General features: G+C 68.7%; 12 protein-coding genes. 6 read left to right on the forward strand and 6 right to left on the reverse strand.

The window, feature by feature from the left end; all coding sequences use genetic code 11:
• The first annotated feature begins 193 nt into the window (after positions 1-193).
• Positions 194-619: a DUF7144 family membrane protein gene (locus U9J23_RS04490; protein WP_085469339.1), complete on the forward strand. Its 426-nt coding sequence runs from the start codon at positions 194-196 to the stop codon at positions 617-619.
• A gap of 7 nt (positions 620-626) precedes the next feature.
• Positions 627-2,339, forward strand: a complete 1,713-nt coding sequence (locus U9J23_RS04495) for an alpha/beta hydrolase (protein ID WP_189637506.1) — start codon at positions 627-629, stop codon at positions 2,337-2,339.
• Positions 2,340-2,372: 33 nt separating this feature from the next.
• Here the strand turns inward: U9J23_RS04495 and U9J23_RS04500 are convergent, their stop codons facing one another.
• The 4 genes from U9J23_RS04500 to U9J23_RS04515 form a co-directional block, all read right to left on the reverse strand.
• Entirely contained in the window at positions 2,373-3,089 is a 717-nt protein-coding gene (locus U9J23_RS04500) for a DUF6928 family protein (RefSeq protein ID WP_326601576.1), read from the reverse strand.
• A 14-nt stretch (positions 3,090-3,103) separates the two neighbouring features.
• Positions 3,104-3,973, reverse strand: coding sequence for a septation protein SepH (gene sepH / locus U9J23_RS04505; RefSeq protein WP_326601578.1), 870 nt, complete (start codon positions 3,971-3,973; stop codon positions 3,104-3,106).
• Between the two features lie 220 nt (positions 3,974-4,193).
• On the reverse strand, positions 4,194-5,315 hold the full coding sequence (gene serC / locus U9J23_RS04510) for a phosphoserine transaminase (RefSeq protein ID WP_059381795.1): 1,122 nt from the start codon (positions 5,313-5,315) through the stop codon (positions 4,194-4,196).
• Between the two features lie 104 nt (positions 5,316-5,419).
• The gene (locus U9J23_RS04515; RefSeq protein ID WP_326601581.1) at positions 5,420-6,547 is read right to left on the reverse strand and encodes a citrate synthase 2; all 1,128 of its coding nucleotides are present in this window, start codon (positions 6,545-6,547) and stop codon (positions 5,420-5,422) included.
• A 184-nt stretch (positions 6,548-6,731) separates the two neighbouring features.
• Here U9J23_RS04515 and pdxH point away from each other — a divergent pair, with 184 nt between their 5' ends.
• Together pdxH and U9J23_RS04525 are read left to right on the forward strand one after the other, a co-directional pair.
• Positions 6,732-7,418: a pyridoxamine 5'-phosphate oxidase gene (gene pdxH / locus U9J23_RS04520; protein ID WP_174247087.1), complete on the forward strand. Its 687-nt coding sequence runs from the start codon at positions 6,732-6,734 to the stop codon at positions 7,416-7,418.
• Positions 7,415-8,683 (forward strand): MFS transporter, encoded by a 1,269-nt coding sequence (locus tag U9J23_RS04525; protein ID WP_326601583.1) that lies wholly within the window; start codon positions 7,415-7,417, stop codon positions 8,681-8,683. The genes pdxH and U9J23_RS04525 overlap by 4 nt, the downstream gene beginning before the upstream one ends.
• Here the strand turns inward: U9J23_RS04525 and U9J23_RS04530 are convergent.
• Both U9J23_RS04530 and U9J23_RS04535 read right to left on the reverse strand, forming a co-directional pair.
• On the reverse strand, positions 8,666-9,613 hold the full coding sequence (locus U9J23_RS04530; RefSeq protein WP_326601585.1) for a serine hydrolase: 948 nt from the start codon (positions 9,611-9,613) through the stop codon (positions 8,666-8,668). The genes U9J23_RS04525 and U9J23_RS04530 overlap by 18 nt on opposite strands.
• On the reverse strand, positions 9,610-10,485 hold the full coding sequence (locus U9J23_RS04535; RefSeq protein ID WP_059381791.1) for a LysR family transcriptional regulator: 876 nt from the start codon (positions 10,483-10,485) through the stop codon (positions 9,610-9,612). Before U9J23_RS04535 ends, U9J23_RS04530 begins: the two co-directional genes overlap by 4 nt.
• Positions 10,486-10,684: 199 nt before the next feature.
• Here U9J23_RS04535 and bla point away from each other — a divergent pair, with 199 nt between their 5' ends.
• Positions 10,685-11,629, forward strand: a complete 945-nt coding sequence (gene bla / locus U9J23_RS04540) for a class A beta-lactamase (RefSeq protein WP_442802287.1) — start codon at positions 10,685-10,687, stop codon at positions 11,627-11,629.
• Between the two features lie 271 nt (positions 11,630-11,900).
• Entirely contained in the window at positions 11,901-13,199 is a 1,299-nt protein-coding gene (locus U9J23_RS04545; protein WP_080968201.1) for a citrate synthase, read from the forward strand.
• The last annotated feature ends 31 nt before the right edge of the window (positions 13,200-13,230 follow it).

The following is a 13,230-nucleotide window of genomic DNA, read 5'->3' on the forward strand; positions in this document are numbered from 1 at the left end:
GGCGCCGCGGACGGTGTCCTCCCGTGGTCGGCTCGTGCGTTCGAGGAATCGACGTATCGACAAGCCGGCGGTTGAAAGTGTATGGGTGGCAGCGTAACCCGCGGGCACCCTTGTTCCTCCGAATTGGATCGTGCCTGCTCCCCACGGGGATCGGCGCACGATCGATGTCTACTTCGTACACGAGAGGATCGTCATGTCGCATGACGTACGCCCCGACAGGGGCGGGACCAGTGTGAAACAGGGCATCGCCGCAGGCACCTCGATCGGGGCGGCGATCATCCTGGCAACCGTCGGCATCATCCAGCTCCTCCAGGGCATCGCAGCGGTGGCCGAGGACGAAGTCTTCGTCCGGGGCGTGGAATACACGTTCAAGTTCGACTTCACCACGTGGGGATGGATCCACATCGTCCTCGGTGTCGTGATGCTGGTCGCCGGCCTCGCATTGATGAGCGGTGCCACGTGGGCACGTGTCACGGCGATCGTCCTCGCCGCGTTGTCGATCATCGCGAACTTCCTGTGGTTGCCGTACTACCCGTGGTGGTCGATCCTCATCATCGCGCTCGATGCGGTTGTGATCTGGGCGGTCTCGACCTGGCAGCCGCGCACCGACTACTACTGACGCGGCCGTGCAGGAGAGCGGTCGCAGCGCTCGGGGCGAACCGGTCGGGAACGTCGAGGTCGACGAGTCCGACGCTCCCCGCTCGCAGCGACGACGGAGTGCACTGCACCTCACACTTCCCGGGTGCTGGGGTGCAGTGCTTTTCGCATGCCTGTCCTTCACCCCGTCGCTGCTTCCACGCGGCGGGCTCCTGCAGGGGATGATCTGCGGGATCACCGCCGCGATCGGTTACGGCCTCGGCGTGCTCCTCGCGTTCGTGTGGCGTGCGTTCGCCGACCGGCCTCCTCGGCCTCCCAAGGCTACGTCGTGGTGGATCTTCGGTGTCGGTGGAGTGGTCCTCTTCGCGGTCTTCTTCGGTCTCGGCCAGTACTGGCAACACGAAATCCGCTCTCTGATGGGGATTTCCGACTACAATCTCGTGCTCACGATCCTCTCGCCGGTCGTCGCAGCCGTGATGTTCGCTCTGTTGCTGGCGATCGGGCGCGGTATCCGCGGCCTGTACCGCTGGGCGGCGAAGACGCTCGACCGCTGGATCGGGCAGCGAGCTGCGAACGTCGTCGGATGGGTGCTCGTCGCCGGCCTGGTCTACGCGGTCGTCTCCGGCGTGCTGCTCGCAGGTTTCATCGAAGCCGCCAACACGGCGTTCTCGGCGCGCGACACGAGAACCGAGGAAGGTGTGCAGCAACCGACGACCGCTCTACGCTCCGGCGGCCCCGATTCGGTGGTGCCGTGGGATTCCCTGGGGTGGCAGGGGCGGATCTTCGTCGGGCAGGGCCCGTCCACCGAGCAGCTCGGCCGGTTCGCCGAAGGTCCTGTCCTCGAACCGATCCGGATCTACGGCGGCCTGGCGTCGTCCGAGGATACCGAGGAACGTGCGGCACTGGCGGTCGAAGACCTCACGCGGGCAGGTGGATTCGAGCGTGAGAACCTGGTGGTGGTGACGACGACGGGCAGTGGATGGGTGGACCCGGCTCTGGTGGACTCGGTCGAGTACCTCACCGGCGGTGATGTCGCGACCGTGGCGATCCAGTACTCCTACCTGCCCTCGTGGATCTCCTATCTGGTCGACCAGTCGAAGGCGAGGGAGGCCGGGCGCGATCTGTTCGACGCGGTCTACGACGTCTGGTCCAAGCTTCCCCAGGACGCCCGCCCCCGATTGCTCGTGGCCGGGGAGAGTCTCGGCTCGTTCGGTGGGGAGACCGCCTTCAGTGGCGAGTACGACCTGCGTAATCGCACGGCGGGCACGGTCTTCGCCGGACCGCCGAACTTCAATGTCCTCTTCCGGGAGTTCAGCGATCACCGTGACGACGGCAGCCCGGAGATCGAGCCGGTCTTCCGGGACGGCCGCACGGTGCGATTCACGAACGATCCGCAGGCGGGGATCCCGCCCGCGGACAGTCCGTGGGAGGGAAGTCGGGTGCTGTATCTGATGCATCCGTCCGACCCGATCGTCTGGTGGAGTCCACGTCTGATCACGAGAGAACCGGATTGGATCGGCGAGGCCCCCGGGCGCGACGTGCTCGAGGACATGGTGTGGATACCGTTCGTGACCTTCTGGCAGATCACGGCCGATCTGCCCTTCTCCACGGGCGTTCCCGCCGGCCACGGCCACAAGTACAGCACCGAGTACGTCGACGCCTGGGCCGTCGTCCTCCAGCCCTCGGACGTCACGACCGAGGACCTCGACTCCCTGAAAAGTATTGTCGGAGAGGAAGAATGAGACGGAAAGGCGAGGAGCCGGGTCAGGGAGAGGTCAGCGCGCCACGAGACGCCGCCACCAACCGGTCTTCGGCTCCGGGACGGTGATCTGCGGGACCGGGGTACGCAACGTGAAACTCCACGTCTCGATCTCGCGCGGGTCCGGCTCGTCGGCGCGACGACCGACGTAGCGGAATCCGAGCCACGCGCCGTGGGCCTCCTCGACGAGCTTGCGCGGGTGGAAGGGGAGGGACTCCGGGGGCGGCGGGATGTTCGGCGGCCAGCGGAGCGGGTGTTCACCCGCCCAGAACGGTCGTTCCCACACGAACGGCAGGCCCTCGTCCTCGAAGAACTCGACCGTGTTCGCCCCGAAGCTGCGCCGCAGCCTGCCGCACTCCCACACGGCGAACGATCCCCACGCGCCGCCCGGATCGGAGGCCAGCAGGCAGGTGCGTTGCGCGGCGGGTGTACGCAACCACATCGCGGGAAGCTCCGACGGGTGGCGCAGGGCGAATCGGTGGCTCGATACGACCGTCACGCCGGGGTAACTGCCGACCCAGAATCGTTCGACCCCGTCCTCGCCGGCTGTGCCCGGCCCGTCGGTACCACCGACCTCGGTCAGCGGTACCCGCACGCCGGGGTCGACCTGGAGATCGGGGAACAGGCGCGACAGAAGTGCTTGCGCCGCATCGCGGTCCGGGGAGAACTCGCGCAGGACCGCTGCGGGATCGGGTGCGTCGACGTACCAGAGCGTCGACATCGTCGCCGACATCGTCGACGACTTCCTCAGACGCGTCCGTTACTGCGCACACCGAGCAGCACGTCGTCCCACGAGGGGAGGGCGGGCTTGCCGCGCTTGTCCTTCGCGGGAGCCTGCGACGCGCGCGATGCATCGGTGTCGTCGGGCACCGTGACGGCGACGGTGGTCTCCTCGTCGGCGACCGGCTCGGGAGCAGGTTCGTCGGAAGCGGGAGCCTCCAGCGCTATCGGGGCGTTGCGCTCGGCGTTCTCGGCCTCGGTGGAATCGTCGACGTCGCGCGCCGAGTAGACCGGGGTCAGGTAGCGCAGGGGACGGCCGCAGTCGGGATCGACCAGATCGGCGGCGATGTCGTCGAGCGCGGTGATCGTGCCGCCGTGGGCGTCGGGCTGGTAGCGCCAGTGGGCGCGGTTCGTGGAACGGCCGGCGTGCCACCGCAGCTGCGCGACCCAGAAGCCCTCGTCGTCGCGCCAGGCGTCCCACTCGGCTTCGTCGAGGCTGTGCCCGCGAGCGCGGAAGGCCTGCGTGACGATCTCGTGGAGGGTCTCGACGGCGGGACCGTCGGGGCGGACGGGATGGCCTTTCTTGGCCATGTCGGCGGCTCGGGACCGCTCGAGCAGGACGGGATAGGCGAACCGTTCGACCTTGGCGACCGGGATCCCGGCCTCGTCGGCCACCTGTTCGACCGAGGCGCCGCCGCGGATGCGGGCCTGGATCTCGCGAGGGCGGAGCTGGCTGGTCGTCTCGATCTGGATCTGTCCGAGACGGGCCAGATCTCCGCGAGCGGCCGCGCGCAGGGTGTCGTCGACGGGAATGCGGAACTTGTCCCCCGTCGTGGGATCGGCGAGCACCACATGCTTAGCATCGGGCTCGAGACCGACCACTCGAAGCTCTCGCACCTTGACCTCCTCGCGCCGATCGCGATTGACCCGCCCGACTGTAACCGACCTGGATATTTTTCGTGGCCGGACACGCCGCGCCACGCCGAGCGACATCGCAAGAAATCCGACGCGGCGCGTTATCGTCCAGGGTTCGCCGAAATGTCTCGATGCGAGGTCGAGACTATGACGACAACGGGGCCGGGTCCGACATCGGACCCGGCCCCGCTGCGCGAGGTGCTCAGAGCTGGGAGACGACCCAGTCGATGCTCTTGGTCAGCTGCGTGACGTCTTCGGGATCGATGGCCGGGAACATGCCGATGCGCAGCTGGTTGCGGCCGAGCTTGCGGTACGGCTCGGTGTCGACGATGCCGTTGGCCCGCAGGATCTTCGCGACCTGCGCCGCGTCGACGGAGTCGGCGAAGTCGACGGTGCCGACGACCTGCGAACGCAGCGACGGATCGGCGACGAACGGCGTCGCGTACTCGGACGCCTCGGCCCACTCGTACAGGCGCGAGGACGAATCCTTCGTGCGCGCGACGGCCCAGTCGAGACCGCCGTTGCTGTTGAGCCACTCGATCTGGTTGGCGAACAGCAGCAGGGTGGCCAGCGCCGGGGTGTTGTAGGTCTGGTCCTTGCTGCTGTTGTCGACGGCGATCGGCAGCGACAGGAACTCGGGGGTGAAGCGACCCGACTCCTTGATCTCGGCGACACGCTCGAGCGCGGCCGGGCTCATCAGCGCGATCCACAGGCCACCGTCGGCGGCGAAGCACTTCTGCGGGGCGAAGTAGTACACGTCGGTGTCGGAGATGTTCACCGGCAGGCCGCCGGCACCCGAGGTCGCGTCGATCGCGATCAGGGCGTTGTCGGAGCCGGCAGGACGCTGGACGGGAACCGCGACACCCGTCGAGGTCTCGTTGTGCGCCCAGCCGATGAGGTCGGCCGACGCGTCGGCGACGATCTCCGGAGCCGAGCCAGGCTCCGAACCCACGACGATCGGATCGCCGATGAACGGGTTCTTCTTCGCGACCGTCGCGAACTTCGACGAGAACTCGCCGTAGGTGAAGTGCTGCGAGCGCTCCCGGATCAGACCGAAGGCCGCGGCGTCCCAGAAGGCGGTGGTGCCGCCGTTGCCGAGGACGACCTCGTAGCCCTCGGGCAGGGAGAACAGGTCGCGCAGACCCGAGCGGACACGGGCGACGACGTCCTTGACCGGCTTCTGCCGGTGGCTGGTGCCGAACACCGAAGCGCCGACGTCGACCAGCGACTGCAGCTGCTCGGGACGAACCTTGGACGGGCCGCAGCCGAAGCGGCCGTCTGCGGGCTTGAGGTCGGCGGGAATGATCGGTGACGCGTCTGCCATCGGAATGCGTGTCCTAAGAGTCGAGGGACATGGTGCACAGGTAGTCTAGACCGCCCCCTCGGAGCCCCGGCCGGGCGCTGGTCGGCCCGGCCGGGGAAGAGGCATCAGCGATGCGTGATCGAATCCCAGCCCGTGACCTCGGAGGCAGGGCGCGGATCGGGGCCGGTGTAGATCGCCGCGGGACGCACGAGCTTGCCCAGGCGCTTCTGTTCGAGGATGTGGGCGCACCAGCCTGCGGTCCGTCCGCAGGTGAACATCGCGGGCATCATCGCCGCGGGGACCTCGGCGAAATCGAGGATCACTGCGGCCCAGAACTCGACGTTGGTCTCGATCGCCCGGTCGGGACGACGCTCGCGCAGCTCGGCCAGGGCGGCCTGTTCGAGCGCGGCCGCCGCCTCGAAGCGGGGAGCGGCGAGACGCTGGGCGGTGCTGCGCAGCACCCGGGCGCGGGGGTCCTCGGCGCGGTAGACGCGGTGACCGAAGCCCATGAGCTTCTCCTTGCGGTCGAGGATGCCCTTGACCAGCCCGCGCGGATCGCCGGTGCGTTCGGTCTCCTCGATCATCGGCAGCACGCGCGCCGGGGCGCCGCCGTGCAGCGGGCCGGACATCGCACCGACCGCGCCGGAGAGCGAGGCGGCCGCGTCCGCGCCGGTCGAGGCGATGACCCGGGCGGTGAACGTCGAGGCGTTCATGCCGTGCTCGGCCGCCGACACCCAGTAGGCGTCGATCGCCTCGACGTGCTTGGGATCCGGGTCGCCCTTCCAGCGGACCATGAAGCGCTCGGTGACGGTGCTCGCCTCGTCGATGCGCTGCTGCGGCACGGCGGGCTGGTAGATGCCGCGGGCGGACTGGGCGACATAGGACAGGGCCATCACCGCGGCGCGGGCGAGATTGTCGCGGGCGGTCGCGTCGTCGATGTCGAGCAGCGGACGGAAGCCCCAGATGGGTGCGAGCATCGCGAGACCGGCCTGGACGTCGACGCGCACGTCGCCGGTGTGGATCGGGAGGGGGAACGGCTCGGCCGGGTGCAGGCCGCGACCGAACTCGCCGTCGACGAGCAGGGCCCACACGTCACCGAAGGTGACTCCCTTCTCGACGAGCTCTTCGATATCGACCCCGCGATAGCGCAGTGCGCCACCGTCCTTGTCGGGCTCGGCGATGTCGCTCGTGAAGGCGACAACGCCTTCGAGTCCTGCGACGAAATCCTCGGGAACTGACGCGCTCGCTGCCATGACGGTTGGGCTCTCCTCGTTCGAGCACGGCCCGGTCCGGGCCGCGCTGCCGGTGGAATGAGGTCACCGTCAGGTGTGATCGGCGCCCCACTCGGGTCGTCGTGAAAACTGTAGCCTCCGTGGTCCGAGCGCCGCCGCCCGGATGCCGGGAGTACCGTCGTCGTTCGTGCCGTCCGATTTCCCGTTGCCGCGCCCCGAGGGTGACGACCTCGCGCGTATGCGTGTCGACTACAGCCCGGCGGGGCCGACCGACGAGTCCCCGGCCGACCGCGATCTCACTCCCGGCGATGTCGCCGAGGGCTGGCTTCCGCTGGTGCGTACGTGGTTTGCGAATGCGGTCGCCACCGCGGTGCCCGAACCCAATGCGATGGTGCTCGCGACCGTCGACGAGCACGGCCACCCCGCGACCCGCACCGTGCTGTGCAAGAAGATCGACGCCGACGGCCTGACCTTCTTCACCAACTTCGAATCCGACAAGGGCCGGCATCTGGCCGGACACCCCTATGCGTCGGCGACCTTCCTCTGGTTGCCGGTCTACCGGCAGGTGACCGTCCGCGGGCCGGTCGTCCGCGTGTCCGACGAGGAGACCCTGGCGTACTGGCAGACGCGGCCGCGCGGATCCCGCCTGGGTGCTTGGGCGTCGCAACAGTCGCGTCCGGTGGCGGAACGCGCCGATCTCGAGCACGCCCTCGTCGAGGCCGCCGAGCGGTACGAGGTCGACGACGACATCCCGGTACCGCCGTTCTGGGGCGGGTTCCGCATCGTGCCCGAGTCGGTCGAGTTCTGGCAGGGCCGGCCCAACCGGCTGCACAACCGGATCCGCACCCGCCTGGTCGACGGCCGCTGGATCACCGAGCGTCTGCAACCGTGAGGCGCCTGCTCGCCGACACCACACCGCTGCGTAACAAGGACTACGCCCGGCTGTGGTGGGCCGGGATCGTCACCGTCATCGGTGCGCAGATGGCGGTCGTCGCCGTACCCCAGCAGATCTACGAGATCACCCGCAACTCCGCCTATGTGGGGCTCACCGGTGTGTTCGGGCTCGTGCCGCTCGTGGTGTTCGGCCTGTGGGGTGGGGCGCTCGCCGATGCGATGGACCGCCGGAAACTGTTGCTCATCACTTCCACCGGTCTCGGTGTCACGTCGTTGTTGCTGTGGGCGCAGGCCGCGAGCGGACTGAACAACGTGTGGGTGCTGCTCTGTCTCTTCTCGGTGCAGCAGGCGTTCTTCGCCGTCAACCAGCCCACCCGGGCGGCGGTGATCCCGCGGTTGCTGCCGGTCGGGCAGATCGCGGCGGCCACCTCGCTCAACATGACGGTCGTGCAGTTCGGGGCGATCGCCGGCCCGTTGTTCGCCGGCGCTCTCATTCCCGTCGTGGGTCTGTCCACCCTCTACCTGCTGGACGCGATCTTCCTGCTCGCCACGCTGTGGGCGGTGGTCCGGCTTCCGGCGGTCCCACCGCTCGGTGAGGTCACCAAGGCCGGACTGCGTGCGGTCTTCGACGGTTTCCGGTACCTGTCGGGCCAGAAGATCCTGCTGGCGTCGTTCGTCGTCGACATCGTCGCCATGGTGTTCGGGATGCCGCGCGCCCTGTTCCCGCAGATCGCCCACGAGTCGTTCGGCGATCCGGCGCAGGGTGGCTTCGCCCTCGGCCTGCTGTTCGCGGCGATGTCGGTCGGCGCGGTGGTCGGCGGCGTCTTCTCCGGATGGCTGCCGCGCGTACAACGCCAGGGTCTCGCCGTGATCGTGTGCATCGTCCTGTGGGGCGTGGCGATGGTCGGTTTCGGTGCCGCGGTGTGGTGGGCCGAGCCCGACGGCAGCGGTCTGCTGCTGTGGGTTGCCCTGTTCTTCCTGGCCTTCGGCGGGGCGGTCGACATGGTGTCCGCGGCCTTCCGCTCGACGATGCTGCAGACCGTCGCCACCGACGAGATGCGCGGCCGGTTGCAGGGCGTGTTCATCGTCGTCGTCGCGGGAGGACCGCGCATCGGCGACGTGCTCCACGGCGCCGCCGCAGCGGCTGCGGGCACGGCGGTCGCGGCTGCCGGTGGCGGTGTCCTCGTCATCGTCGGCACGCTCGTGTGCGTCGTCGCCTTCCCGGCCTTCGTGCGCTACCGGGTCTCACGCACTCCCGGCTGACGGGCCCGCGGGGTCGTCCGGCAGGGGAGCCCGCAACTCCGTGACGGCGATGCGCGCGGCCTCTCCGATCGCCGCGTCGACCACCGGCAGTACGGGGTCCGCGCGGGCGGCGCGGGTGAACACCGCGACGGCGATCGGATACTCGCCGGGGAACTCGACGACCGCCACCTCGTTGCGGATGATGCCGATCGTGCCGGTCTTGCCGGCGATCGCGACCCCGCGATGCGGGAAGCCCGATGCGATGCGGTGCGGCCAGATCTGGGCGCGCATCACCTGTTGCGCGAAGGCGGTGCTCTCGGGCGAGAGCGCCGAGCCCGACCACACGGCCTCGAGCAGCCGGGTCATCTCCTCCGGGGTGGTCGCGCTCGTGTAGGCAGGGTCGTACGCCGAGACGGTCCAGGCCGCGTCGATATCGGTGAGCGCCCGGAACGCCTCGACGGTGGTGCGGGTGTCCGTCTCCTCGACGAGGCGCTGATAGACGTCCGCGGTCCCACCGACGATCCGGGTCCGCGTGAGTCCGAGGCGCGTGAGGAGTTCCTCGACGGCGGTCGTGCCGATCTCGCCGAGCAGCACGTCGGCCGCTGCGTTGTCGGACACCGTCATCATCGACGCGGCCACATCGCGTCGGCTCATCGTCACCGGATCCCGGAAGCTCGCGATCCCCGTCGGGCCGGGGGTGCAGTCCGACGGCACGATCCGCAGCTGTCCGGATGCGTCGAGCCGGCCCGCGTCCACCTCCGCGCAGAACGCGAGGAACAACGGAAGCTTGTACACCGACGCGAGGACCACGCGTTCGTCCCCGCGCACCGACAGCATCGCCGCCCGCGGATCCGCACACCGGCGGGCGTGCAGCCATCCCGTGCAGCCCGCATCCGCGAAGACCGCCCGGATCCGGTCGACGGCCGTGTCCCGGCGAACCCCGCCGTTCACCGGACCCGCTCCTTGAACAGGACGCGGTCGAGGGCGTCGACGTGCACACCGACGTCGGCGTCGGCACGTCGCACGATGCGCACCCGCAAGGCCAGCGCGGACGGCGCCCAGTCCAGCCAGGCCACGCCGGGCACCGCGCCGGGCGGCGAGGTCGACACCCCGAAGTGGGTACCGGCGGCCACGGCGGCGAGCACCGCGCGGTCGTCGACCGCCGGGGTGGTGTCGACATCGAGTCCTCGTTCGCGCAGCAGATCCTGCACGGCGTCGAAGGACGCCGGGTTCCCCGCCCGTGGCGGCGCGGCGAACGTCAGGTCGGAGAGCATCGGCAGACGCGGCCGGTCGGAGCGGGCGCTGCGGTGGTCGGCCGGCACGACCAGCCATCGCCGGAGTTTGACCACCGGGCCGGCGTCCAGTCCCTCGGTCAGGGCCGGATGTTCGACGACGGCGAGATCGCACATCCCCGATCGCACGGCGTCGACGAGCTCGACGGTGCTCGCGGATCGCGTCGACACGGTTGCCTCACCGCGTCGGCTCAGAGCTGTGACGCACAGGGTCACCAGGCGGTCGGGCAGCGCGCGGGTGGCCCCCCAGTGCAGGAGCCCCCGGGCGCGGGCGACACGTCCGGCCTCGGCGAGGAAGCGGTCGGCGTCGTCGACGAGGAGACGCGCGCGGGGGAGCAGCTCCGCTCCGGCGGGAGTGAGGACCGCTCCCTGCCTGGTGCGATGCACGAGTTCGGAACCCAGATGTTGTTCGAGTTTCCGAAGTCCTTGTGACAGAGGGGGTTGCGTCATGTCGAGCGCCGCCGCAGCCCGGCCGAAGTGTCCTTCCTCCGCGACGGTGACGAAGAACCGGAGGTGGCGGATCAGGTCCATGGCAGGGATTCAATCAGCACGGGCGGGTGACTCGCCGACCCGGTGTGTCGCGCGGCCGGATCCCGCCCGTCCTCCCCGTTTCGAACAGCGGCGATAGTTTTTCCGACTCGTGCGGGCGGCAGGTGCGTATTGGCGGGGCGATTCCTGTCGGTGGTGTCCTGTCGGCATGACATCCACCGAGTCCCTCTTCCGTAACAGATTGTCGCGCAGGCGTTTTCTCCACTCCACCCTCGCTCTGTCCTCCGTCGCCGCCGCGGCGGCCTGCGGCTCGCAGGACGGTCCCGTCGGCACGGTCCCGTCGACGACGGCCGATTCGGTACCCGATACGCAACTGCTCGCCGCCGGGGTCGACAAGCGTCTGATGGAGATCGAGGACCGCTACGCCGTGAGGCTCGGAGTGTTCGCGCAGTCGCCGGTGACCGGGCGCGTCCACACCTACCGGGCCGACGAACGGTTCGCGATCTGTTCGCCTTTCAAGGTCTACGCCGCCGCGGCGATCCTGCGCCTCGAGTCGGAGGGATCCCTCCGGCTCGACGAGACCTTTCCGATCGACCCGGACGACATCGTCGTCAATTCGCCGGTGACCTCGGAACATCAGGGGCGTGTGCTGCCGCTCGACCGGCTGTGCGAGGCCGCCCTCACCCGCAGCGACAACACCGCCGGAAACCTGATGCTGCACCGGATCGGTGGGCCCGATGCCGTCACCGCCTTCGCCCGCTCCGTCGGGGACGAGGTCACCCGGCTCAACCGGTGGGAACCCGAACTCAACGAGGCGGCCCGGGGTGACGAGCGCGACACGACCACCGCCGCAGGACTCGCTCACGGATTCCGTGAGGTGCTGCTCGGCTCGGGGCTGCCCGATCCCCAGCAGCGCACACTGCTCGGCTGGATGCGGGCGACCACCACCTCGGACACCCGGATCCGCGGGGGTCTGCCGCCGGGATGGACGTCGGCGGACAAGACGGGCGGAGGCAACCACGGGACGGTGAACGACGCCGGAGTGGTGTGGTCTCCGGACGGGCAGCCGATGGTGTTGGCGATCCTGTCGGACTCGACCACGGGTGACCCCGACGCCCCCCTCGAGGGCGGACCCGTCGCGGAGACCACCGCCGTGCTGGTCGATGCGCTCTTCGCCGTGCCGTGAGTACAGTGACCGGCGTGGGGCGCCGGATCGACGCAGATCCCCGCGTAACGACCTTGGTGAGACCCGGGTAGTATTGCCGCAGGTTATCGGCGTGTGCCGGCCTTGCGGCACAGTCGCGGAGGGTGCGGGCGAGCGTTCGGAACCCACATGGACGACATACCGATCGAGGACTTTCGGCGGACCCTGCCGCAGCGCATACCCCGCGCTACGGCTAGGTTCTACGTGAATGTCCGGAAGTTTCTCGTAGGTCTGAGCTTGAGAGGGATCCTTCGTGCCCGCTGAGAATGACACCAACCCCACCCTCAGCTACCCCGGTGGCGAACACACGATGTCGATCGCCAAGGCGACGGAAGGCAATGACGGTATCGAGCTGGGCAAGCTCCTCGCGGCGACCGGGTACACCACCCTCGACCCGGGTTTCGTCAACACCGCCTCCACGAAGTCGGCGATCACGTACATCGACGGCGAGAAGGGCATTCTGCGGTATCGCGGATACCCGATCGAGCAGCTCGCCGAGAAGTCGACGTTCATCGAGGTCAGCTACCTGCTGATCTACGGTGAGCTGCCGACTTCGGAGCAGCTCGAGGTCTTCACCGACAAGATCCGCCGCCACACCCTCCTGCACGAGGATCTCAAGCGGTTCTTCGACGGCTTCCCGCGCAACGCGCACCCGATGCCCGTCGTGTCGAGCGCGGTCAACGCCCTGTCGGCGTACTACCCCGACTCCCTCGATCCGGACGACTCCGAGCAGGTCGAGCTGTCGACGATCCGTCTGCTCGCCAAGCTGCCGACCATCGCGGCCTACGCCTACAAGAAGTCTGTCGGTCAGCCCTTCCTCTACCCCGACAACTCGCTGTCGCTGGTCGAGAACTTCCTGCGCATGACCTTCGGCTTCCCCGCCGAGCCCTACGAGATCGATCCCGAGATCGCTCAGGCGCTCGACATGCTGCTCATCCTGCACGCCGACCACGAGCAGAACTGCTCGACGTCGACGGTGCGCCTCGTCGGTTCCTCCGACGCCAACCTCTTCACGTCCATCTCGGGCGGCATCAACGCACTGTGGGGCCCGCTGCACGGCGGCGCCAACCAGGCCGTGCTCGAGATGCTCGACGGCATCCAGAAGTCCGACGGCGACGTCAAGGATTTCGTCCGCAAGGTCAAGAACAAGGAAGACGGCGTGAAGCTCATGGGCTTCGGACACCGCGTCTACCGCAACTACGACCCGCGGGCCGCGATCGTCAAGAAGACCGCCGACCGCATCCTCAAGAAGCTCGGTGCGGGCGACGAACTGCTCGAGATCGCCATGAAGCTCGAAGAGGCCGCCCTCACGGACGACTACTTCATCGAGCGCAAGCTCTACCCGAACGTCGACTTCTACACGGGCCTGATCTACCGTGCGATGGGCTTCCCGGACCGCATGTTCACCGTGCTGTTCGCCCTCGGACGCCTGCCCGGCTGGATCGCGCACTGGCGTGAGATGCACTCGGACCCGACCCTGAAGATCGGCCGTCCGCGTCAGATCTACACCGGTTACACCGAGCGTCCGTACACGTCCCTCGAGGAGCGCTGAACCCTCGTAGCGACCGGAAAGATCGACCGAA

The organism is Rhodococcus sp. PD04 (genome assembly GCF_035918275.1).
Classification (GTDB): Bacteria; Actinomycetota; Actinomycetes; order Mycobacteriales; family Mycobacteriaceae; genus Rhodococcus; species Rhodococcus rhodochrous.